Origin of the sequence: Shewanella sp. DC2-4, assembly GCF_013248875.1 — a bacterium.
Lineage (GTDB): Bacteria > Pseudomonadota > Gammaproteobacteria > Enterobacterales > Shewanellaceae > Shewanella > Shewanella oncorhynchi.
Window position 1 is genome coordinate 3,216,407 of sequence record NZ_JABRVR010000002.1, and the last position, 21,904, is coordinate 3,238,310.

Annotated in this window: 18 protein-coding genes and 1 pseudogene; 10 read left to right on the top strand and 9 right to left on the bottom strand. The window is 46.2% G+C overall.

Going from position 1 to position 21,904, the window contains the following annotated elements; translation table 11 throughout:
• Positions 1 to 153 precede the first annotated feature (153 nt).
• From HQQ92_RS14770 to HQQ92_RS14780, 3 genes are all read left to right on the top strand, one after another.
• A complete protein-coding gene (locus HQQ92_RS14770; protein WP_173246359.1) occupies positions 154 to 1,878 on the top strand; it encodes an RluA family pseudouridine synthase in 1,725 nt (574 codons plus the stop codon).
• Between the two features lie 143 nt (positions 1,879 to 2,021).
• Positions 2,022 to 3,488 carry a DUF3142 domain-containing protein gene (locus tag HQQ92_RS14775; protein WP_173246362.1) on the top strand — a complete coding sequence of 489 codons (1,467 nt, stop codon included), beginning with the start codon at positions 2,022 to 2,024 and terminating at the stop codon, positions 3,486 to 3,488.
• Positions 3,478 to 5,760, top strand: a complete 2,283-nt coding sequence (locus HQQ92_RS14780) for a hypothetical protein (RefSeq protein WP_173246365.1) — start codon at positions 3,478 to 3,480, stop codon at positions 5,758 to 5,760. Before HQQ92_RS14775 ends, HQQ92_RS14780 begins: the two co-directional genes overlap by 11 nt.
• A gap of 68 nt (positions 5,761 to 5,828) precedes the next feature.
• Here HQQ92_RS14780 and HQQ92_RS14785 read toward each other — a convergent pair whose 3' ends face one another.
• The 5 genes from HQQ92_RS14785 to HQQ92_RS14805 all read right to left on the bottom strand — a co-directional run bounded on the left by HQQ92_RS14785 (position 5,829) and on the right by HQQ92_RS14805 (position 10,109).
• Positions 5,829 to 6,782, bottom strand: coding sequence for a D-2-hydroxyacid dehydrogenase (locus HQQ92_RS14785; RefSeq protein WP_173246368.1), 954 nt, complete (start codon positions 6,780 to 6,782; stop codon positions 5,829 to 5,831).
• Positions 6,783 to 6,817: 35 nt separating this feature from the next.
• A complete protein-coding gene (locus HQQ92_RS14790; protein WP_028761520.1) occupies positions 6,818 to 7,450 on the bottom strand; it encodes an outer membrane beta-barrel protein in 633 nt (210 codons plus the stop codon).
• 41 nt (positions 7,451 to 7,491) lie between these two features.
• Entirely contained in the window at positions 7,492 to 8,280 is a 789-nt protein-coding gene (gene djlA, locus HQQ92_RS14795) for a co-chaperone DjlA (protein WP_113939902.1), read from the bottom strand.
• A gap of 69 nt (positions 8,281 to 8,349) precedes the next feature.
• Entirely contained in the window at positions 8,350 to 9,027 is a 678-nt protein-coding gene (gene murU, locus HQQ92_RS14800; protein WP_173246371.1) for an N-acetylmuramate alpha-1-phosphate uridylyltransferase MurU, read from the bottom strand.
• The gene (locus HQQ92_RS14805; protein ID WP_173246375.1) at positions 9,027 to 10,109 is read right to left on the bottom strand and encodes an aminoglycoside phosphotransferase family protein; all 1,083 of its coding nucleotides are present in this window, start codon (positions 10,107 to 10,109) and stop codon (positions 9,027 to 9,029) included. Before HQQ92_RS14805 ends, murU begins: the two co-directional genes overlap by 1 nt.
• Before the next feature lie 117 nt (positions 10,110 to 10,226).
• Here HQQ92_RS14805 and lptD point away from each other — a divergent pair, with 117 nt between their 5' ends.
• The 7 genes from lptD to HQQ92_RS14840 all read left to right on the top strand — a co-directional run bounded on the left by lptD (position 10,227) and on the right by HQQ92_RS14840 (position 19,280).
• Positions 10,227 to 12,524 carry an LPS assembly protein LptD gene (gene lptD / locus HQQ92_RS14810; protein ID WP_173246378.1) on the top strand — a complete coding sequence of 766 codons (2,298 nt, stop codon included), beginning with the start codon at positions 10,227 to 10,229 and terminating at the stop codon, positions 12,522 to 12,524.
• Between the two features lie 242 nt (positions 12,525 to 12,766).
• Complete coding sequence (gene surA, locus HQQ92_RS14815) at positions 12,767 to 14,071, top strand: peptidylprolyl isomerase SurA (RefSeq protein ID WP_105249993.1); 1,305 nt, start codon at positions 12,767 to 12,769, stop codon at positions 14,069 to 14,071.
• Between the two features lie 6 nt (positions 14,072 to 14,077).
• A complete protein-coding gene (pdxA, locus tag HQQ92_RS14820) occupies positions 14,078 to 15,064 on the top strand; it encodes a 4-hydroxythreonine-4-phosphate dehydrogenase PdxA (RefSeq protein ID WP_105249994.1) in 987 nt (328 codons plus the stop codon).
• Between the two features lie 15 nt (positions 15,065 to 15,079).
• Positions 15,080 to 15,886: a 16S rRNA (adenine(1518)-N(6)/adenine(1519)-N(6))-dimethyltransferase RsmA gene (gene rsmA, locus HQQ92_RS14825; RefSeq protein WP_028761527.1), complete on the top strand. Its 807-nt coding sequence runs from the start codon at positions 15,080 to 15,082 to the stop codon at positions 15,884 to 15,886.
• A gap of 48 nt (positions 15,887 to 15,934) precedes the next feature.
• Positions 15,935 to 16,315, top strand: a complete 381-nt coding sequence (gene apaG, locus HQQ92_RS14830; protein ID WP_028761528.1) for a Co2+/Mg2+ efflux protein ApaG — start codon at positions 15,935 to 15,937, stop codon at positions 16,313 to 16,315.
• Positions 16,316 to 16,336: 21 nt separating this feature from the next.
• A complete protein-coding gene (locus HQQ92_RS14835; RefSeq protein ID WP_113939897.1) occupies positions 16,337 to 17,161 on the top strand; it encodes a symmetrical bis(5'-nucleosyl)-tetraphosphatase in 825 nt (274 codons plus the stop codon).
• A 97-nt stretch (positions 17,162 to 17,258) separates the two neighbouring features.
• Positions 17,259 to 19,280: a methyl-accepting chemotaxis protein gene (locus tag HQQ92_RS14840; protein WP_131523852.1), complete on the top strand. Its 2,022-nt coding sequence runs from the start codon at positions 17,259 to 17,261 to the stop codon at positions 19,278 to 19,280.
• A 235-nt stretch (positions 19,281 to 19,515) separates the two neighbouring features.
• Here HQQ92_RS14840 and HQQ92_RS14845 read toward each other — a convergent pair whose 3' ends face one another.
• From HQQ92_RS14845 to HQQ92_RS14860, 4 genes and pseudogenes are all read right to left on the bottom strand, one after another.
• Positions 19,516 to 19,929 carry a DUF3718 domain-containing protein gene (locus tag HQQ92_RS14845; protein ID WP_105249997.1) on the bottom strand — a complete coding sequence of 138 codons (414 nt, stop codon included), beginning with the start codon at positions 19,927 to 19,929 and terminating at the stop codon, positions 19,516 to 19,518.
• Between the two features lie 219 nt (positions 19,930 to 20,148).
• Positions 20,149 to 20,631, bottom strand: coding sequence for a type 3 dihydrofolate reductase (gene folA, locus HQQ92_RS14850; protein WP_028761532.1), 483 nt, complete (start codon positions 20,629 to 20,631; stop codon positions 20,149 to 20,151).
• 27 nt (positions 20,632 to 20,658) lie between these two features.
• A pseudogene (locus HQQ92_RS14855) lies at positions 20,659 to 21,133 on the bottom strand (threonine/serine exporter family protein).
• Complete coding sequence (locus tag HQQ92_RS14860; RefSeq protein WP_173246380.1) at positions 21,130 to 21,891, bottom strand: threonine/serine exporter family protein; 762 nt, start codon at positions 21,889 to 21,891, stop codon at positions 21,130 to 21,132. Before HQQ92_RS14860 ends, HQQ92_RS14855 begins: the two are co-directional and overlap by 4 nt.
• Between the last annotated feature and the right edge of the window lie 13 nt (positions 21,892 to 21,904).

Below are 21,904 nucleotides of genomic sequence, written 5' to 3' on the forward strand. Positions count from 1 at the left end.
CAATAAAAAGTGACTGCCCAAAATCGACAGTCCCAAATCGACAGAGTAAACTAGCGCCCTTTCTTGCTAGCCATCATCCTAAGTTGTGGCTTAACTCAGATAATTAACTCCGATAATTAACCCAGATAAGTAAAACCAACAGTAGACCCCAATATGCATCTTCAGCCTTCTTGCTTTACCTCTTTCACACAAGCCATTGATGCCTATGCCCTGCCGCAACGTTTTACCTTTCCTTTCTATTACGAACCGCATCCATTATGCGTGATCGCAGCCAACGAATTACAACGCCACCTTGAGACTCAAAACGATTGGCAACATAACTTTGGCCTCACGGGGGAGTTAACCGGTGCCATTGGTAAAATGTTTGGTGTACTTTTAGTGCAAGATCCGCAGGGAGATGTGGGCTATTTGTCGGCATTTTCGGGCAAGTTAGCTGAGCAGAACCATTGGCCACGCTTCGTTCCACCTGTGTTTGATATGCTGGCTAAGGACAATTTTTTCCACGCCGAAAATCTGCAAATCAACCAAATTAACGAGCAGCTACTTGCAGTAGAAAATCATCCCGATATTCCTCGGCTATCGAGCGAACTCAACGCTGAGCAAGCTCAAGCACAAGCCAAGCTTGCCGCCCACAGGCAAGTGATGATCGACGGCCGTCAATCCCGCAAGACGCAGCGCAATCAACTCGCAGTGCAATGGGCTGCCAATCCGACTGATGAGACTTTACGTGAAAATACGGCAATCGAAGCTAAACTCAGCCAAGAAAGCATTAATGAAAAGAATCAGTTAAGAGATATTAAACGCTATTGGGATGAACGTATCCATGCCATCAGCCAAGCATTAACTCTGCTCACTGATAAGCGTGACGCATTAAGACTACAGCGTAAACAGCTCTCGGCGGCGCTGCAGCAAAAGCTGTTTGAGCAGTATCGTTTTTTGAATATTCGCGGCTCAGAAAAAAGCCTTAACGGCATATTTAACGGGACGGTTGAGTTAACGCCGCCAGCAGGCTCGGGAGAATGTGCCGCCCCTAAGTTGCTACATTACGCCTTTAAACACGGTCTTAAACCATTGGCGATTGCCGAATTTTGGTGGGGGGCGCCGCCAAAATCAGAAATTCGCCAACATAAGCAGTTTTATCCTGCCTGTCTGCGTAAATGCCAGCCTATCTTGGGGCATATGCTCGAAGGGCTTGTTGTCGATGATAATCCCCTGCTGACGAACCCTGCCGAAGGCAAAACCTTAAACATCCTCTACCAAGACGAGGCGATGGCGATTGTGAACAAACCCGCCGAATTTTTATCAGTGCCCGGCAAAGAGATTGAAGACTCAGTGTATTCGCGCATGCGGCAAACGTTTCCCAATGCCACTGGACCACTTATCGTCCACAGGCTCGATATGTCGACCTCGGGATTAATGGTGATCGCATTGACAAAAGACGCCCATAAACAGCTGCAAAAACAGTTTATCCAGCGCACAGTGACTAAGCGTTATGTGGCACTTTTAGCAGGGATCCCTACAGCAATGGCAGATAAGCAGGCAGCAGGACAAATCTCTTTACCCCTACGTGGCGATTTAGACGATAGACCGAGGCAACTCGTTTGCCACGAGTTTGGCAAAGCGGCCCAAACCTATTGGGAATTAAGCCATATCGATGAAATGGCACGTACAGCCCGCGTATATCTATCCCCAAAAACGGGCCGAACCCATCAACTCAGAGTTCACTGCGCCCACTCAGAAGGGCTAAATACGCCCATTTTGGGTGACGATCTGTACGGCACTCGTGCCAATCGCCTGCATCTGCATGCAGATTTATTGATACTTCAACATCCCGTCACCCGTGAACAGATGCGCTTTCAAGTCGCTCCTGATTTTTGAGATCTGAGTTCTGATATTGATTAGCAAGGCACCAAAAGGAAAACCAAGCTTAGTGGGCATTATCAGAAGTTTGACCGCGATGTATAAGTGGCATTTTTCAGGCATAGTAATGTCTCACTCAAAACGGAATCGACAGCAGTAGTATGGGCATAGGCAATCTGGTTAAAAACATAAGCCAAAATCAATGGTTCTTATTTGCTTTGTTGAGCGCCGCCGTATTTATGAGCGCCTGTCAGCCAGCATCGAACGCTAATGAAACCACGGCTAGCCCAAATACCAGTGTCGCAGTAAAAGCCGCTACAGAAGCAACAACGCTTCGAGCGCCACTCGCGCAGGAAGTCTATATCTGGCAGCGCCAATGGCGCCCCGCCAATCAAACGGCATTAGTGCAAAGCCAAAGTGCATTCCAAGGATTACGTATTTTAGCGCTGCAAGCACATCCCAAAACCAATGGCGCAGACATTTGGTTTGAAGTTGCGGTCAATCATGCTTGGTTGCAGGCAGATCCTAGGCCAAAAATTGCCGTGATTCGCTTAGATGGTCAGTTCGCGCATTTAAATGATGAACAAGTGATCAATAAAATCAGCCAAGTACTAGCAAATTGGCAGGCAAAAGGCACGCACATCGCGGGGGTTGAAATCGACCACGACAGTGCCAACAGTAAACTGCCAGCCTATCGGGATTTTCTTAAAAAGCTTAAAGCGCAGTTACCCGCAGAACTCAAACTCAGCATTACTGCACTGCCCGCTTGGCTCAGTAGCGCCGATTTTCCCGTGTTACTCACCAGTATTGATGAACTGGTGCTACAAATTCACAGCGTAAGCGATCCACGCCTCGGACTATTCGATGCGACTCAAGGTTGGCAGTGGGTGCAGCAACTCTCAAATATCAGCACTGTTCCTTACCTTATTGCGCTCCCCGCCTATGGTTCGGCGGTCATCAGTACAGCTTCAGGTTATAAAGTTGAAAGTGAAACACCGCTGCGCGATCAACTCAAATCAGCCAATGTAGTACAGGAACTGATGGCCGATCCTCTAGTATTACAAGCCTTTGTGCAAAAACTACACACTCAAAAAGATGCCAAACTCAGAGGCATTATCTGGTTTAGGCTGCCGCTGGAAGGGGATAAAAGGGTTTGGCCACTCAACACCTTAATCGCCGTTGCACAGCAAGGTGAACTTGCCGCCAAGATTGAATTAGTGATCTCAAGCGATAACGAGGCCACAACCCAAACGACATTAGCCGCTGAAAATAAGCCAAAAAATCTGGAAATCCACAGGCCACAGCTATTTCAACTGAGCTTAATGAATCACGGTAATATTGCAGGTGAAATTCCTCCTCTTTTGTCGCTAGCGGGACAAGCTTGCAGCGGGTATGATGCGCAAAATGGCTATAGCGTAATACAAAAAGATGGGCTGTTAACGTGGCAATGGCGAGCTGAGAATACAGCAGCGTTGACACCAACCAAAACAGTTTCACGCACTGCAATCATGCCTATGCCGCAATCAAACAGAGACATTCAAACACACATGCTCAACCCTGGCGGCCAAAAAGTGATAGGCTGGGCACGTTGTGAGTCATTATATTTACAGGGAATTTATGCGCCATAAGCCAAAACTATCATTTACCATGGCAATACCCAATCGGGCTTTTATGCTTAAAAAGACCACGCTCATTTGTTTAAGCTTATTTTCCCCTATGCTATTGGCCTGCGGCCCCGATTTTCCTTTGCAACTCACTCAGGATAGGCAGAGCAATCTCAGTTATTTACCGCAAACCTCTTTCAGCCAGCAGCTCACCGCCCTCGCAAAACCTTTGCCTTGGCAGTATCAAGATGCACCCGCTGCACAGGAATATCTCTGGGATGAAGTGCATAGCCGTTATCTTTCACAAACTCGCGCCTTTGAAAACAGCGAGTTAAGTGACGCCCATTTAGCCTTAGTGAACACTTTGCGGGATGCAACGGGCCCCATTGAAGCCGAGCAAATGGCCGCTAAGTTAGACAAAGATCTACCACAAGCGCTAACTTGGTACACCTTAGGTGCCGTAGCGTTTGAAGCAAAAGATTATGAGAGGGCGAGTAACTATTTCAGCAAAATCATCAAATTACCACAAAGTGAACGCGCATCTCGTAGCCTGTGGGCACTCTATTCGCTGTCGCGTATTGAGCTTATCTTAAGCAAAACTTCGGCTGATCCTGAACATTTTAATCGTGCCAATGCTTACCTGACACAATTACAAACCGAAGTCGCACAAGGCGCAGCCGATCCCCTGCGTTTGAGTTTAGCGAGCTTAGGTGAACAAGCCTATATCCTGCTACACCAAGGCCAGCCGCTCCCGCAATTGACCAATCAAGCTACAGGTGAAACTGAGTCAGAGCTGCAAATGGCTCTCACCCCTGATGCACTGAATAAAGCTATTGAGCTCTATGCCACCCAATCGGTACAGGGCGATAGCGGCGGTTATGATTCCTTATTGATGTTAAGCCGCACTTTGATGGGTAAAGAGATTGCTGAACTTAAGCCGCTACTGCAACAGGCGAGCGTGCAGCAGTTATTGATTGCCTATTGGCAAAGCAGCACTAATGAATTTGCCTATAATGGCCAGCTTTCAGAAATGGGATTAAAGGTTGCTGAGCTCCTTAAAGTATTTCCAACCGATGGCTTACAGCTCAACCATGGCGATAGATTAGCGGCGATTTATTACCAGTTAGGGGATTATGCCAGTGCTGAGCGCCTATTAACGCTAGCGAAACCGAGCGGCCTCACTTGGTGGCTCAACGCAAAATTAATGCTACAAAAGGGCGATCAAGCAGAAGCGGCCAAGGCCTATGCTCAGGCTGCGCGTCACTTCCCTGAGCAGCTCAATAAGATCTCGGCCACTGTTGACGCTAAAGAAACTCAGCAACAAGCCATTAATGCCGATGAAGATACAGCCACTTACTGCCGTATTCGTGCCGAGCAAGGGGTGTTGTCACTAGAGCGTGGCGAATATGTCGATGCGCTCAATCACTTACTCGCCAGCGGTGATGAGTACTGGCAAGACATCGCCTATGTGGCGGAGCGCGTACTCACCACGGCTGAACTTAAGCTATTTATCGACGAACATGTGCCATTTATCGCCTTTGAATACCCTAAAGACAGCGACTGGTACGATAATATTGAGCCAATTAACAACCGCTTGCGCTACTTGTTAGGTCGCAGGCTATTACGCGAAGGCGCGATAGCTGAAGCGCCGGTTTACTTCCCTAATCCTAAACTGAATGCCAGCGCCCTTGCCTACGGCACAGAGCTGAATGCAGCAAAAAAAACAAAAGGCATTGATAGCGCGAAAGCCTATTGGGCTGTTGCCGAACTTGCTCGCCACCAAGGCATGGAACTCTTAGGATTTGAATTAGCCCCGGATTACACTATTTACCAAGGTGTGTTCGATCTAAGTGATTGGAATGAGCCGAGCAAACTGGCTGAGAAAGAACAACTGCGGATCAGCGCCAGCCAAGCAATTCCCGATAAACGCTTCCATTATCGCTACACGGCAGCAGAACTAGCCAACAAGGCATCGGATCATGTACCCCACAACAGCCAAGCCTATGCAGCGCTACTCTGCCAAGCCACAGGTTGGGTCTTGTATCGAGATCAAGAACTTGCCCTACGTTACTACAAAAAATACGTCGCCAACGGCCCCTTTGTGCCTTGGGCCGAGAACTTTGGTTTGCAGTGTGAAGCGCCCGATTTTGACGGTGCAGTAAAACGAGCGCAGGCGAATGAAATGGCAGAATGGAACGCCCTGTACCACAAGCTGAAAAAGCCCGTCGTATTTGGCGTATTAGCCCTCACAGGCTTATTGGGTGTGTGGTGGATGCGTAGAAGAAAAACTCAATAATAAATAACCATTTACGTCTTTCTCTCTCAACATCGACATGATGAAAAGAGAGAAAGACGCATACCGCTTTACTTGTTCACGCAGTTAATCACTTCCCCCTTCAAATAACCGTGCACATTCGCCACTGCGATATTGAGTAGACTTTGTCTTGCTTCCTTCGTCGCCCACGCATTATGCGGGCTGATGCTGATATTAGGCGCATGCAGTAAGGGATTATCTGCAGTGGGCGGCTCGGTCGATAACACATCCACGCCGGCAAATAACTTGCCTTGAGCCAGCGCAGCAGCAAGCGCGGCTTCATCAATTAATCCACCGCGCGCTGTATTAATAAGCAGCGCATTAGGCTTCATCAAGGCGAGGGTTTGTTGATTGATAAATTGCTCAGTTTCTGGTGTTAGCGGGCAATGGAGCGAAATAATATCTGATTCGCTAAGCACAGTATCACGTTGCGCCCACATCACGCCTTGGGGTAAATCCTTGATGATTGAACGAGTATTGACAAGAACTTTCATCCCGAATGCGAGGGCGAGCGTTCCCACCTGCTGACCGATATCGCCATAACCTATTAAGCCTAAAGTCTTGCCTTTTAAAGATTGCAACGGCATTAAAGTAAAACAAAAATCTTGGCAGTTCACCCACTGGCCATCGACCACAGCTTGATGATGGGCGGCCACGGCTTGGGTGTGATGCAGAATATGGGCAAACACCATTTGCGCAACGGCATCAGGCGCATAAGCGGGCACATTAGTGACCACTATACCTTGCGCTTTAGCTGCCGCGATATCGACAACGTTCGTGCCCGTGGCCAATACGCCTATGTATTTGAGACTAGGAAGTTGTGCTAGCGTCTTTGCAGTCAACGGCGTTTTATTGGTGAGAATGACTTCAGCACCTTGGGCTCGCGCGACAATATCAGCGCCACTTGTGCGGGGAAAACACGCAAACTCGCCTAATTCATTTAAGGATTGCCAGCTGAGATCGCCAGGATTTAAGGTTTCACCATCAAGTACGACTATTTTCATGCCACTAAATCTCCTTTTAAGACGATGCGTTAAATCTAAAAACTGACTTTGAGCCCAAGGTTAGCCTGAGCCTGCCACATCACATCCGACGTAATGTGCCATAGGCATTCATCTTCATTGCAAAACAGCGAAGTGTCACTGTTGATAAAAGTCGCATAACCCCGAATATCCGCAAACAGGCCAAAGTGTGGCGTCACTTGATACTCTACCCCGCCACCAATCCCCATGGAGAAACGCGTTTCGCTCGACCAACCGCTAGGCAGCATGCGGGTGATCCCCGCGCTGGCGGTGACATAGGGCTGGATATCGCCACGGGGGAAATATAAAGTGCCACCCAAGTGGATGTAATCTAAATCTAACGAGGTAAGAAAGTCTGGCGTAAACAAGCCGCCACTTTTCAGTTCAGAGGCTTGATGACTATATAAAAGATAAATATTACCGGGATCATTGGTGCCAATACCCACCATCAAACCGTAATGGCTCGACTCCTCGACCTTCACATCGGCCTTATCACCAGTTTGATCTGTGTTGACCTCATATTGATTCACATCAAATTGACCGCCCCCCAGACTATAACCACCAAAAGGAGCGATAAACACCTCGGCCTGTGTAGACATAGCCACAGGTAACAAACTCGCCAACAGCAACAAACGGTAAGTGTTTTTCATAATGAATTCCTTATCTTTTACAAAAACCAATTTTATCAAGGCTAACGCATACCGCGCTCAGACTTGACTCTGTCATAGGCTGCTTGAATATCCTGAGCCTTACGATTAGCGAGCTCCATCATTTCCGGTGGCAACCCTTTCGCCACTAACTTATCGGGATGATGTTCATTCATCAATTTACGGTAAGCCCGTTTAACTTCTTGGTCGCTAGCTTCGTTCGTAATGCCAAGTAAACTGTAGGCATCAGTAATCGATGTTTTATTGCCACTCGATGTTTGATGGAAACGAAACTCCGCCTGCCAGCGTTTAAGTAATTCATCTAACTGCGCTCGACCATAACCTAACTCTTGAGCAATCGTCATCAAGATAGCGTGCTCAGCGGGATCCAATTCACCATCAGACAGTGCCGTTTGGATCTGGATTTCGATGAACATCTGCACTAACTCTTTGCGTCCCATCGTAATAACACGGAAAGCTTGTAAGCTGCTGCGCAGATCAAAATCCGCCGATTTACCCTCACGAAATGCCTGTTGCGCCTCTTTACGGGCTTCTCCCGTTAAACGCATTTGATCCATTAATAAGGTCGCAATGCGAATATCGGTTTCGGTAACATGTCCTGATGCTTTCGCCACATGCCCCATTACTGCAAATGTGGTATTAAAGAAAATGGCTTGGCGATTCTTAGCCTGCCCTAGGATCTGTCGAAAACCCACGCCCGATGCCGCACGCTTATCGTAAAGATGACCGAGCCACAAACCTAGCAGTGCCCCAAAAATACGGCCGAACATAAAGCCAATGACAAATCCAAAAAACTTACCCCAAAGCCGCATCTTATTTCCTGATTTCTATTATGAATTTGATGCACTAGCTTAATCCTATGGATATGCCAGCACCGAAATTTACTTGTTACTTTGTAACCTTAGTTCAAGCGCTTGCAATCGTGCAATGGTACCGACATCACACCAAAATCCATTAAACAAGGCACCACTAACTCTGTCTTGAGCCATTTGCGCTCTCAACAACGGACCCAGTGCAAAGGCGCCCTGCGGCGTGTCATGAAATAGTGCAGGGTGATAAATGCCTATGCCCGAAAACGTGTACTTAACATCGCCACGCTCCTGCACTTGATGACCATTCAAAGCAAAATCGCCATTTGGATGCTGCTCAGGATTAGGCACTAACCATAAGTGAGCGAGCCTATCCGCTGCCAGTTGCGTGATTGGCGGTAAAGCATCAATAAACACATCACCATTAATCACTAAAAAAGGTTCGTCGCTTCCGTCCTCACACAATAAAGGCAAAGCGCGTTTAATGCCGCCGCCGGTTTCTAACGCGCTCTCTTCAGCGCTATACCGAATGCGCACCCCAAAAGCGCTACCATCGCCCAGTGCTTCAACTAACTTATGCCCTAGCCAAGCATGGTTTATGACGATATCGACTATGCCTATCGCGGCAAGTTTTTCAATATGATAAACAATCAGCGGCTTACCTAACACTGGCACCATAGGTTTAGGCAAACTGTCCGTTAACGGCCGTAACCTTTCCCCTCGTCCAGCGGCCAAGATCATGGCTTTCATTACTTAACCTCAGATGAAGACTGACTCACACTAAACGCAGGTAACACACGACGAGTTAACCAGTGTGCAAATGGCACGAGTTCGGGATACTGCAGCGAGATGTCGACAATATACGTTAATGTCAGTGGAATATCCGCCATATACGCAGGTTTACTATCGCGATAGTTTAACCGTGCAAAAATCCCTACCGCCTTAATGTGACGCTGTAAGCCCATGAGATCAAACCAAGTTTGATATTGCTCAAAATGAGTCTGTGCGGGAATAAAACCAAGCGCTAATGCTTGCTGATAATGATACCGCATCAAGTCTGCGACTAACGGCTGTGGCCAACGAATATAACAATCGCGTAGTAGTGATACCGCATCGTAAGTCACAGGACCAACGACAGCATCCTGAAAATCAATCACGCACAGCTTGTCCGCTTGCAGCATAAGATTACGGCTATGGAAATCCCTATGCATTCCCACACTAGGTTGAGATAGCGCATTGCCGACGAGGCGATCAAAAGTATCATTCAGCAATTGCAACTCAGCAGCGTCCAAAGACAAATTAAGATGTGTTCCTAACAGCCACTCAGTAAAGATGTGTAATTCACGGCGCACAAAGGCTTCATCGTAGTTAGGTAATGCCTGAACTAAACCGCTATCAAGATTCTTGCACTCAATTACCGCGGCCACTTGCGGTAATAAATCGAGCGCCTGACGGTAAAACCGTTCCACATTTTGTACCGTCAATACAGATAAGAGTTGGGTATCGCCCAAATCACTCATCAACATAAAACCCAAATCGGCATCGGCGTGGATTACTTTTGGAACTGTCAGTCCCACGGCTGAATAAGCATTCGACAGTGCAATAAAGGGGGCGATAGGCACTAACTGAGGCGGAGAATCGGCGGCGATAAAGGTAGCATCAGGCATCGAAATCCGAAAGTAACGCCTAAAACTTGCGTCTCCGGAAATCAACACAGGCATCACCTCACAGGAAAAATAAGCATTCAGCCACTGATTAAGGGAAAGAAATCTCGGATCGGATAAAGTCATTTCATGGCTCTTAAAGAAAAATTGCTTTATTATAGCTGGCATAGAATTTGGAAACAGCTAAGAAATTGAGAGATTTATTAAGCGATGTTGCGTTTGTCAATTGCAACTTTCCCCATCCATACTTGTCCAGAATAAGAAATCATAATTACTGACCTAAAGATGCAGATCCGATACCTTCTGGCCCTGAGCCTGTTACCGCAATTAGTCCTGGCAGACGACTCTCTAACCGCTTCGGCATCCCAATGCTTAATCGAACCGCCAGTACCCCGTATCGTATCTCAAACCCAAGGGATGAGTGCGGCTGAACTCAACAAAATTCGTATTGCGTCTGATAACACCAATGCCGAAATGGGGAAGCAGGCGATTTTCCGTGGCGATGTGGTTTTTAGCCAAGGCGATAGGCACATAGCAGCCGATGAGGCGATTTTAGATCAAGCTACTGAACAGTTTGATGCCAATGGTAATTTAGTCTTTCAAGACAGTAACTTCACCGTTACAGCCGAATCCTTACAAGCTCAAATGCGGACAAACCGTGCCACCCTTAAAGGCGCACAATATTGGATCCATGGCCAACAAGTTCACGGTGATGCCGAAAAACTGCAAATTACTATCAATAACAATTTAATTTTAACGAATACCAACTTCACTACTTGCCCTCCTGACAATGTGTCTTGGCTACTCGAGGCCGAAAAGATCAAGATCAACAGTGAAGAAGAATGGGGCGAAATTTGGAATGCCAAACTAAGAATTGGCGGTGTACCTGTATTCTATATTCCCTACATGACAGTCCCCGTTTCAGACAAACGTAAATCTGGCTTTCTCTACCCTAGTTTTAGCACTAGCACTACTGATGGTGTCGAAATTTCCGCACCCTATTATTGGAATATTGCCCCAGAGTACGATTTAACATTTACACCTAGCTATATGTCAAACCGTGGTTTATTCACTAAAACAGAGTTTGGTTATCTGGCGGGTGAGGCCCAAAATGGCCGAGTCAATTTAGAATATCTAGGCAATGACAAATTGATCGATGGTAGCCCGAATCGCTACTTATATAACTGGCAGCATCAAGGGGCGATCGACAAAAATTGGCGCGTATTAGCGAATTTTACCGATGTATCAGATAACAATTATTTCAATGACTTAAAGTCAGATGTTAACCGTGCAACCGATAACCAGTTATCACGCATAGGTGAAATCAGCTACTTCGAAAGTAACTGGGATCTAAGCACCCGAGTACAAGATATTAAAGTACTGGGTGAGGATGAAAAACCATATCAAGTCATGCCTCAGGTTAACTTTAACTATCGCGCTGCTGATTTTTGGAACAATTTAGATTTTGGTTTCAATTCGGAGCTAACGAATTTTGCCCATCAGGACAACAATGTTAATACGGCGACTCGTTTGTACATGTCACCAAGCGTAACTCTGCCAATACATGGGCCTTCAGGCTCGCTCACCAGTCAAGTTAAGTTGATGCAGACCAATTATTGGCAGCATAACGAAGATCCAGACATAGTTGTTGACGACACAGTGAATCGCACCATCCCGCAGGTACGGATTAATGGTCAAATCAACTTCGAACGTTTTACTGAGCTTTTCGATCAAAACTACCGCCAAACGCTCGAGCCACAATTTCAATATCTTTATGTCGGCTACGAAGACCAACGCAACATAGGCATTTATGATACGGCTCAATTACAGGACGACTACTTTGGTCTATTCCGTGATCGTCGCTTCTCGGGTCTGGATCGGATTTCCGATGCAAATCAAGTCACTCTAGGAGTTACCACACGCCTGTTTGATAGTCACAACCAAGAAGCCACTAAATTCAGCCTAGGACAAATTTTTTACCTGCAAGACAGTAAAGTCGGTTACGAAGACAGTATTTTTGAGTCTAATCAATCAACTTCAGTACTTGCTGCAGAGTTAGATACCCGCTTGTCCCATGATTGGTATATGGGGGCTGCGATTCAGTACGATACCAACACCAGTGACAATAAAAAATCCGAAGTCACCTTAGATTTCAGACCTGAAGCGAATAAATTGCTGCAATTTAGCTATCGCTATGTCCCAGATTTATTGAACTCAAATACCAATGATACAGTGAACATCTCCCAAGCGGGCGTTCGTGGCGCTTGGCCAATCAGTGATGACCTCTACTTTGTTGGTAATTGGTATTATGACCTTAACGAAAGTCGCAGTATTGAAACTTACACAGGTATCCAGTACGAATCATGCTGTTACGCAGTAAGACTTAGTTATCATTACCGCATTAAAACCAACTATGACGACAATATAGGTTCTGCCACAATTGATCCTCGTGAGCAGTTTGATAGTGGTGTCTACCTGAACTTAATCATTAAGGGACTCGGTGGTTCTGGCCCATTAGGCGTATCCGATATGCTCAATGACGGCCTGTTTAACTACAGAAAACCGCTTTATCTGAGGAATTAGCAAAGAATTGTGATAGATTGCTGAACCTCAACAAGGACTCAGAGTCCAAACAGATTAATGAGTGCTTTACCGTTCACCTTTTGCTAAAGCGAATAAAAGCGGATCTTAAGGTCTAACCTTGCACTCAAATGCGTCGCCAAAAAATTACATTAGGGCAACTCACTGTAATTTCGATATAAATGGTAAAGTTATTTCAATTAAGCCGTCGAACCTGACCTTAGAACGTGCCAAGGATTTTGTGGATGAAACCCAGTAAACATCTGATTTTTGCTTTATTTGCACTCGCGATCAGCCAACCTACATTGGCCGCACCCCAGCCGCTCGACCGCGTTGCAGTCCAAATTAACGACGGCATAGTGCTCGAAAGTGAAATCACTAACATGATTGACACTGTTAAAGCGAATGCCAAAGCAGCAAACCAATCGTTACCTTCTGACAGTGCCCTGCGCACTCAGGTGATTGAGCGTTTAATCTTAACTCGCCTACAATTGCAAATGGCCAGTCGTATAGGGCTGAATATTGGTGACTTACAACTAGACCAAGCGATTGAAAACATCGCGCGTGAACAAAAAATGTCTGTCGCGCAGATGCAACAAAAAATTGAAAGCGAAGGTTTAAGTTTCAGCCAATACCGCGAACAATTGCGCGAAGAAATCACTCTAGGTGAAATTCAACGTATTCAAGTACAACGCCGTATTCAAGTATCACCACAGGAAATTACTAGCCTAGTCAAACTCATCCAAGAACAAGGGATGAAAGATGTGGAATACCAAATTGGCCATATCCTGATTGACGTGCCTAATAACCCCACCAGTGAACAACTCGAAGCATCAAGCAAACGCGCCAATATCGTATTAGAACGTTTGAAGAGTGGTGAGGATTTCCGTCGTACCGCTATCGCTTCTTCTTCAGGTCCTAAGGCACTCGAAGGCGGTATTTGGGATTATATGAACATCAACGAAATGCCAACTCTGTTCGCCGAAGTGATTAACGGTGCGAAAATGGGTGACATTATCGGCCCGATTAAGAGTGGTGCAGGTTTCCATATTATTAAGATCATGGATGCTCGCGGCCTACAAACCAAAGAAATCGAAGAAGTTAGAGCGCGCCACATTTTGCTCAAGCCATCGCCGATCCTGTCAGAAGACCGCGCTAAAGCCATGCTTGAGCAATTCCTGAAGCAAATCCGCTCAGGTGAAGCTAAGTTTGAAGACCTAGCGCGTCAGTACTCAGAAGATCCTGGTTCGGCCACAAAAGGTGGTGAATTAGGTTGGGCAGAACCAAGCATTTACGTACCTGAGTTTGCTCAAACGCTCAATAGTTTGAAAAACGACCAAATTAGTGAGCCATTCCGTACGACTCACGGTTGGCATATCACTCAATTAGAAGAACGCAGAAAAACCGACGCCACGGATCAGTTCAATAGCAACCGTGCGCACCAGTTGATCTTCCGTCGCAAATTTAACGAAGAACTGCAAAACTGGCTAGACGAAATGCGTTCAGACGCATACATTGAAATCTTCCAGCCAGAGACCAATCGAGGTTAATTCTAATTGAGCACTAAACGTATTGCCGTTACCCCTGGCGAACCCGCAGGTATTGGCCCCGATTTAGTCGTACAACTCGCTCAGCAGGCTTGGCCTGCTGAGTTAGTCGTTTGTGCGGATCCAGAATTACTTGCGAGCCGTGCGAAACGACTCGGTTTGCAAGTGACTTTCCGCCCTTACCAGCCAAATCAAGCTCCTAAGCCACAAGAAGCGGGCACATTAACCATAGCGCCCTTTAAATTAGTGAGCGAATCGATTTGCGGTCAGCTCGATGAGCAAAACAGCACTTATGTAGTTGAAACCTTGCGTTATGCGGGCGAAAAAAACATGAGCGGCGAGTTTGATGCTGTCGTGACAGGCCCAGTGCATAAAGGCATTATCAATCAAGCAGGTATTTCCTTTAGTGGCCATACTGAGTTTTTTGCCCATCAAGCAAATTGCCCCGATGTAGTGATGATGCTGGCAACGCCGGGTTTGCAAGTGGCACTCGTGACCACCCATATTCCTCTGGCCTATGTTGCAAAAGCCATAACACGCCAACGCTTACAGCATATTATCAAGATTCTACATGCCGATCTCATCAGCAAATTTGGCATAGTTTCACCGAAAATTTATGTCTGTGGTCTCAATCCACACGCTGGTGAAGACGGCCATTTAGGGCGTGAAGAAATCGACGTGATTATTCCTGCACTCAACGAGTTGCGTGAAGAGTTCCAAATGAATATTGTCGGCCCATTACCGGCCGATACTCTGTTCCAACCTAAATATTTACAGGACGCCGATGTCGTCTTGGCCATGTACCATGACCAAGGACTTCCCGTTCTCAAGTCACAAGGATTTGGCAAATCGGTAAACATCACCTTAGGTTTACCTTATATTCGTACCTCGGTTGACCATGGTACGGCGCTCGATCTCGCGGGTACAGGCAAGGCCGATATTGGCAGTTTTGTCTGTGCTCTGAATAAAGCCATTGAGTTATCCTCAAAGAACTAAACGATTACATTATTAATGAGCAACAAAGTACATTTAGGCCACACGGCCAGAAAGCGTTTCGGACAAAACTTCCTTACCGACGGCAATGTGATTGACCGCATTGTGGGTGCAATTGCACCCGATAATCACCATGTGATGGTCGAAATCGGCCCTGGCCTTGGTGCCTTAACAGAACCTGTAGCCGATGCTGTGGATAATCTGACTGTCGTCGAACTCGACCGCGATCTGGTTGAACGCTTACATCAACACCCAGTCCTTAAAAATAAACTGACTATTCACCAAGGTGATGCACTGCAGTTTGATTTTGGCCAACTGAGTGTGCCTGGCAAAAAGATGAAAGTATTTGGTAACTTACCTTACAACATTTCAACGCCGCTGATGTTCCACCTGTTCGAATTTGCCGAACAGATTGAAACCATGCACTTTATGCTACAAAAAGAAGTGGTACTGCGCTTATCGGCAAGCCCAGGCTGTAAAGCCTATGGCCGTTTAACGGTCATGGCACAATACTTCTGCCAAGTAGTTCCGGTTCTCGAAGTGCCGCCCCACAGCTTTACCCCTGCGCCTAAAGTGGACTCAGCAGTCGTACGCTTATTGCCATACGCCGTAAAGCCGTTCCCTTGTAAAGATGTGACCGTACTACGCCACCTTTGTACTACCGCATTCAACATGCGTCGTAAGACTCTGCGTAATAACTTAAAGCACATGTTATCTGACGATGAGTTCGAGCAGTTAGGGATTGACTCAAGTCAACGCCCAGAACAGATTAGCGTGCAGCAGTATGTTGCTATGGCTAACATGGTTTGCGATAAGAAAGCATAAATATGTCAGGGCACTTAGGTGCCCTTAGACCAGAGCCTAGGAACAAGAATGAGCGCATTGGACACCTCCATTCGGGTCGAAGTCAAAACTGAGTATATAGAGCAGCAGTCCTCGCCCGAGGATGAAAAGTACCTCTTCAGTTACACCATCACTATCATCAATTTAGGTGAGCAAGCGGCTAAACTTGAAACTCGTCACTGGATAATCACTGATGCCAATGGCAACACCAGTGAAGTCCAAGGTGCCGGTGTTGTCGGTGAAACGCCAACCATAGCGCCGAATACTGCCTATCAATACACCAGTGGTACTGTGCTCGATACGCCACTTGGCATAATGCACGGCACTTATGGTATGGTCAGCGAATCGGGTGAGCGTTTCCAGGCGACAATCCGTCCCTTCCGTTTAGCGACCCCAGGCTTACTACATTAATATCGTTAGGAAAGGGGTACTGTGGCGCATTATTTTGTTGGTGATATTCAAGGCTGTTTCGCTGAGTTACAAAAATTACTAGCTAAGGTCGATTTTAATCCTTCCCGCGATGAACTCTGGGCTGTAGGTGATCTTGTTGCACGTGGACCTGACTCCTTAGCTACGCTAAGGTTTTTTCGCTCCTTAGGTGATTCCGCTAAAACGGTTTTAGGTAACCACGATCTCCATCTAATGGCATTACACGGTAAGCTCAAGCGCGCTAAGCCCAGCGATAATCTCACTGAAATTCTAGAATCCCCCGATATCTCAGCCTCAATTGACTGGCTGAGACAACAACCTCTTATGCGTGAATTACCTGAACACCAACTCATTATGAGTCATGCGGGTGTACCACCCCAGTGGTCGCTGGAGGTATTAAGAGAAGAATCCGCACTCGTCAGTCGCGCCCTCAAGCACGATGATTATCTTGAGACATTAATAAGCCAAATGTATTCAGATACCGCCGAGCAATGGGATCCAAGTGCAATTGGCATAGAGCGCTTACGTTATTGCATCAATGCATTAACACGCATGCGCTATCTTTATGTCGATGGCCGACTTGATTTTGATTGCAAACAACCTCCTGAAAACTGTACTAATCCACAACTCAAACCTTGGTTTGAGTTTGCTTCGCCGCTGCGCCAGAGTCATACCTTAGTATTTGGCCATTGGGCTGCGCTGATGGGCAAAGTCGACGATACTAAATTAAAGGCTTTAGATACAGGCTGTTGTTGGGGTGAGCACTTAACCTTATGGCATCTTGAAAAAGACCAAAAAATTACGCAAAAAAAGTTAAAAAAGAGTTAAACTAAAACAGCTTAAAGTCGATAACAGACTGAGCCGCCTAACCCTGAATATCACCCTGTTTTCATTTGGAAAAATATAATAAAAATCGGAGTATCCTATGAAATTTAATGTAGCCACCAGAGTGATTGGCGGATTTGGTATTGTCACACTTTTACTCGTGTTACTAGGATTTACATCTTATTTAACCAACAATAGCCTAAAAGCCAGCTCTGCTATGATGCAAGAGTTAAGCTTGCCCGCGCTGAAATCGACAAACCACCTTAGTGAAGCATTGAGTGAGCAACAAAGACAAATCCTCATTGCCTATAACACCCCTAGATCGGCAAATATCCCGAATATTCGTAAAGTGTTCGAAGACCACGGGACTCAGTTCAAAAACGAAATTGCCACCCTCACTCAGTTAGTCAAGAGCCAGCAGAATCTATCTTCTTTAATTGCCCAATTAAGCGGCAGCTTTGCCACCTTTGAGCGAGATAGTATTGCCATGATCGCCGAACGTGAGGCCTCATTGAGCAAGCAAGAACAGCTCGTTGAACTAAAGAAAAAGCTCGAAAATGCCGCCGATGATGCCTCATCAGAACTGCTCGATATTGTTGATTTAGAAAGCAGTCAGAATCCCGATGAGCAGAGTCTTGCTGCATCAGCCAGCGCTATTGATACTAGTCTCGGAAATATCATCACTACTATTGCAGATTTAGTAACGAATGACGAAGACAGTAAGCACGAACTGATCTCAAAGGAACTTGACTACATTATCAGCGAAACCAAGAACAAACTTGAATATGTGAATCGTCACGGTCAAGGTATTGTCGAAGCGGATACCTTAAGCTCGGTCACTAAAGATATCGAAAAAGTATTAGCGCTCGTCACAGGTCCGCAATCTATGTTGCAGCTAAAATCGAGTCAGCTCTCCCACTCCAAAGAAGCTGTGATAAAACTAGGCATTATCGAAAAAGATGTGAAAGTCATCAATTCCAACATGAATGATGTCAGCGATAACATCGAACTTGTTGCCGCGAACATGAGCAATGACACCATAGCCAAGATTGACTCTGCCAGCATACAAACCATGATTGTCGTGTTAATAGCAATCGTTGTCGCAGTGATTGTGAGTTTTGCTGTGGTGAATCCGTTAAAACGCTCACTCAGCCAAGTGAACAATGCCCTTAACGTCTTAGCCTCAGGCAACCTTACCCATAAACTAGATGATTCTGGACACGATGAATTTGCCGAACTAGCAAAAAACTGTAATCGTCTCGTCGATAGCTTACGCAGTTTAATCATAGGTATTCTAGATAGGTCAAATCAACTTGCCGCGGCAGCCGAACAAACATCAGCAATCACAGCGCAAACCACCTCAGGCATACAAGAACAAAAAAGCCAAGTTGACCAAGTGGCTACTGCGACAACTGAACTTAGCTCTAGTGCTCAGCAGGTGTCTTTAAGTGCCAATCAAGCCCTTGAGCAAATCAAACAGGCTGATCAAGAAACTCAGCACATGCGTGCCATTGCACAAGAGAACAAACTGACTATTTTGGCTTTAGCCGATGAAGTGGCCAAAGCGGGTGTTGTGATTAATAAAGTGCAGTCGGACAGCGCCTCTATTGGCTCAATTTTGGATGTGATCCGTGGTATTGCAGAACAGACTAACCTACTCGCCCTTAACGCCGCTATTGAAGCCGCCCGTGCGGGTGAACAAGGTCGTGGTTTTGCGGTAGTTGCCGATGAAGTGCGTAGTTTAGCCTCACGCACTCAAGTGTCGACCCGAGAGATCCAACAGATGATCGAAGTGTTGCAGCAAGGTGCAGAGCAAGCCGTTGCCGCCATGGATATGGGGCGTGCTCAAGCCAACGCCTGTGTTGAAAAAACGGAGCAAGCCAACATTGCCCTCGAGACCATTAGCCAATCTGTGCATAAGGCCTATGATTCTGGCACCCATATCGCCCATGCTGCGCAGGAACAGAATTTAGTAAGCCAGCAAGTTTCTGAAAAACTAGAGCATATTGCAGCAATTTCAGAAGAAACCGCTATCGGTGCAGATCAAACGGCTCAGTCTAGCCATCAAGTCGCCAAATTAGCCGAAGAACTCCAAGCTTCGGTCGGTGAATTTAGAGTCTAATGTTTATCACCACTAAAACCTAGGGTCGCTTAGCGGCCCTTTCTTTTGAGACGAATTCACTTGCCTATCTTACTGACGACTCGAACTGTCCGGCCTTTGCACAAATTAAGACCATAAAAAATGCCAAACTTAAGTTTGGCATTTTTATCTAGCTTAATGCTAGATACTTGATATTAGACGTTTAATATAACGTAGCAGCAAATAGGGCTAAAGTGCCGCTAAGTTCAAATCCGCATTACTCTTCTTCACCGCCAGCAGCAGCGCCAAGACGCTCTTTCACTGCAGCGGTAATTGGGCTAGCACCATGACCGTTTGCTTCAGCCCAAGCTTGGATAGTCATCCCATCAGCTTCAGCAACACTCAATTCAGTCGCCGACAAACGCTTAGCCACAAACTCACCGGTATCGTTCGCACTCGCACCGTAAGCGGTGCGCAATAGACTTGCACCATCGCAACTGATACCACTGTAAATCTGACGTAACTTAACGCGGCTTTCTTTTAACTTTTTACGTAAGCGGTTTTTGTCATTAGCTTTTACATAATCACAAAGACTCGCTACGAGTGGATCTTCCCCCGCAACGGCAGAGGTTGGTACAGCAATAGAACTAAATCCAATCAACGCAGCCAAGGCCACAGGCATAAGACGCATCCGATACTCCTTAATACTTTCTTATAGTTTTATTATCAATTCTGTATGGGCTGCATCTATTGTCTAAATGATATTGACCTCTTGGCTTTAGCTCTCGTTCGAAATCTAGGATAACGAAATAGGCTATCTCTTTCCGTGAAAACTAAATGTCCGATATGATGCAATACGTTAGATAAACTGACGCCCCATACACACAGGGTACACAACAGAAGCTGCAATTTAACATTTTTTTACCAAATTGATAAAGCGATATTCCAAACCAGCCGCATTTATACTCGCCAAAGATTCAGTTTCCTTCCAAGTCCCATCGTCCCAGTGGGGGAAAAATGTATCGCCTTCCACCTCAAGATTGATTTGCGTCAAATATAAGATATCGGCGCAGGGCAATAACTCGGCATAAAGCTGGCCACCACCTATCACCACTAACTCTTCACACTCACCAGCAGCTTGTTTGGCTGCATCAAACGAGGTCACACAGGTCACCCCCTCAATCACAAGATCCGTTTGGCGTGAAATCACTATGTTATGTCGACCAGGAAGGGGCCTACCGATTGACTCAAAGGTCTTACGTCCCATCACAACAGGCTTGCCTAGGGTCATCGCTTTAAAGTGACGTAGATCTTCTGGAAGATGCCATGGCATTTTATTATCTTTTCCGATGACTCGATTGTTTGCCATCGCGGCTATCATAGCAATGCGCATGCTCACTCCTGTTTTATAGAAATAGAATTATTGAATGACGGGACGGGTCCTGAAATACAGCAAACTCGGCATGGCCAAACCCACAGCTAACGCCCCTAGAATAAAGACAGTTTTGAGGCCATTACTAATCACTTGCCCCGTCAGTTCAGGACTGACTTGAGATTGAGCGGTCAATTGCACTAAGGCAATCACAGTATTAAATGCATAAGTGCCGAGGGATCATAGGAATAATCGCGGCGACAGCATACATTAAAGGTGGCGCTAAGTGGCGCTTACCAAACCCTATGGTAATAATCCCTACTAATGCCGCTGCGGCGAAGGTTGCCCACTCGATTGGCAGACCAAACTGTAACATTAAAGTACGGGAACTATGGCCAATGGCTCCCGCTAAAGCGCAGTAAGGAAGAAATCGTTTAGGAACATTAAATACCATAGCAAATCCTACGGCGGGGATGGCAGAGAAAAAAGCATCGTGCAAAAGAGCTATCAATAATTCCATCATAGGAAAATTCCGCCGATCTGCATCGCAATCGTAATGCCAATCACAGAAGAAACGGTCAGCAAAGTAGCATGACCCCAGCGGGATATACCGACATTCATGTGCCCTTTTACCATGTCGGAAATCGCATTAATCATCGGAAAACCCGGCACTAACATCAGCACACTCGCTGCCATAGCAGCCTTAGGAGTTTCGCTTAACTCAAACAAATAACCCGTTTGAGCCAGCATACTGGTGACGAAAGCAGTGATGGCAAAATTGACTAATAAATTAAAATGCCGCTTAGCAATTGCTAAACGTACCGACATACCCACTGCCGCGGCAAAAAAAGTAATCACGCATGCAGTGAGATCACCATTAAATAAATGACAGAAGCTAGCGCACGACAGGCCAATCATTAATACCACTAAGCTAGGAGGATAGGTTTTAGGTTCAATCCGCGCCAAACGTTTACGCACTTCATTTGGGCCATACAGCCCCTTTTCCGCGAGTAAACAGATACGTTGCAATTCACAGACGACTGTCATGTTAATGCCATGCTCACGAATACGACGAGTAGTTGTGATACAGCGACCATGAACCAAACTGGTTAACACGAGGGAATTAGAGGAAATAGAGAGTTCTACGCTGGCAAGACCTAAAGCCTGACCTAGACGCTGGCTGATTTCTTCAACTAAATCAGATTCCGCGCCGTAGGCCAGTAGCAATTGTGCAGCACGCACAACTTGCCGAGTAATATCATTTTGAGTATCAGCGTACACAGAACTCTCAAAA

Coding starts and splice junctions, on each gene's coding strand:
- lptD (WP_173246378.1), top strand. CDS start 10,227: ATGCAGATCCGATACCTTCTGGCCCTGAGCCTGTTACCGCAATTAGTC.
- HQQ92_RS14845 (WP_105249997.1), bottom strand. CDS start 19,929: ATGCGTCTTATGCCTGTGGCCTTGGCTGCGTTGATTGGATTTAGTTCT.
- murU (WP_173246371.1), bottom strand. CDS start 9,027: ATGAAAGCCATGATCTTGGCCGCTGGACGAGGGGAAAGGTTACGGCCG.
- apaG (WP_028761528.1), top strand. CDS start 15,935: ATGAGCGCATTGGACACCTCCATTCGGGTCGAAGTCAAAACTGAGTAT.
- folA (WP_028761532.1), bottom strand. CDS start 20,631: ATGCGCATTGCTATGATAGCCGCGATGGCAAACAATCGAGTCATCGGA.
- HQQ92_RS14780 (WP_173246365.1), top strand. CDS start 3,478: ATGCGCCATAAGCCAAAACTATCATTTACCATGGCAATACCCAATCGG.
- HQQ92_RS14790 (WP_028761520.1), bottom strand. CDS start 7,450: ATGAAAAACACTTACCGTTTGTTGCTGTTGGCGAGTTTGTTACCTGTG.
- HQQ92_RS14840 (WP_131523852.1), top strand. CDS start 17,259: ATGAAATTTAATGTAGCCACCAGAGTGATTGGCGGATTTGGTATTGTC.
- HQQ92_RS14785 (WP_173246368.1), bottom strand. CDS start 6,782: ATGAAAATAGTCGTACTTGATGGTGAAACCTTAAATCCTGGCGATCTC.
- HQQ92_RS14775 (WP_173246362.1), top strand. CDS start 2,022: ATGGGCATAGGCAATCTGGTTAAAAACATAAGCCAAAATCAATGGTTC.
- surA (WP_105249993.1), top strand. CDS start 12,767: ATGAAACCCAGTAAACATCTGATTTTTGCTTTATTTGCACTCGCGATC.
- djlA (WP_113939902.1), bottom strand. CDS start 8,280: ATGCGGCTTTGGGGTAAGTTTTTTGGATTTGTCATTGGCTTTATGTTC.
- HQQ92_RS14770 (WP_173246359.1), top strand. CDS start 154: ATGCATCTTCAGCCTTCTTGCTTTACCTCTTTCACACAAGCCATTGAT.
- HQQ92_RS14805 (WP_173246375.1), bottom strand. CDS start 10,109: ATGCCAGCTATAATAAAGCAATTTTTCTTTAAGAGCCATGAAATGACT.
- rsmA (WP_028761527.1), top strand. CDS start 15,080: ATGAGCAACAAAGTACATTTAGGCCACACGGCCAGAAAGCGTTTCGGA.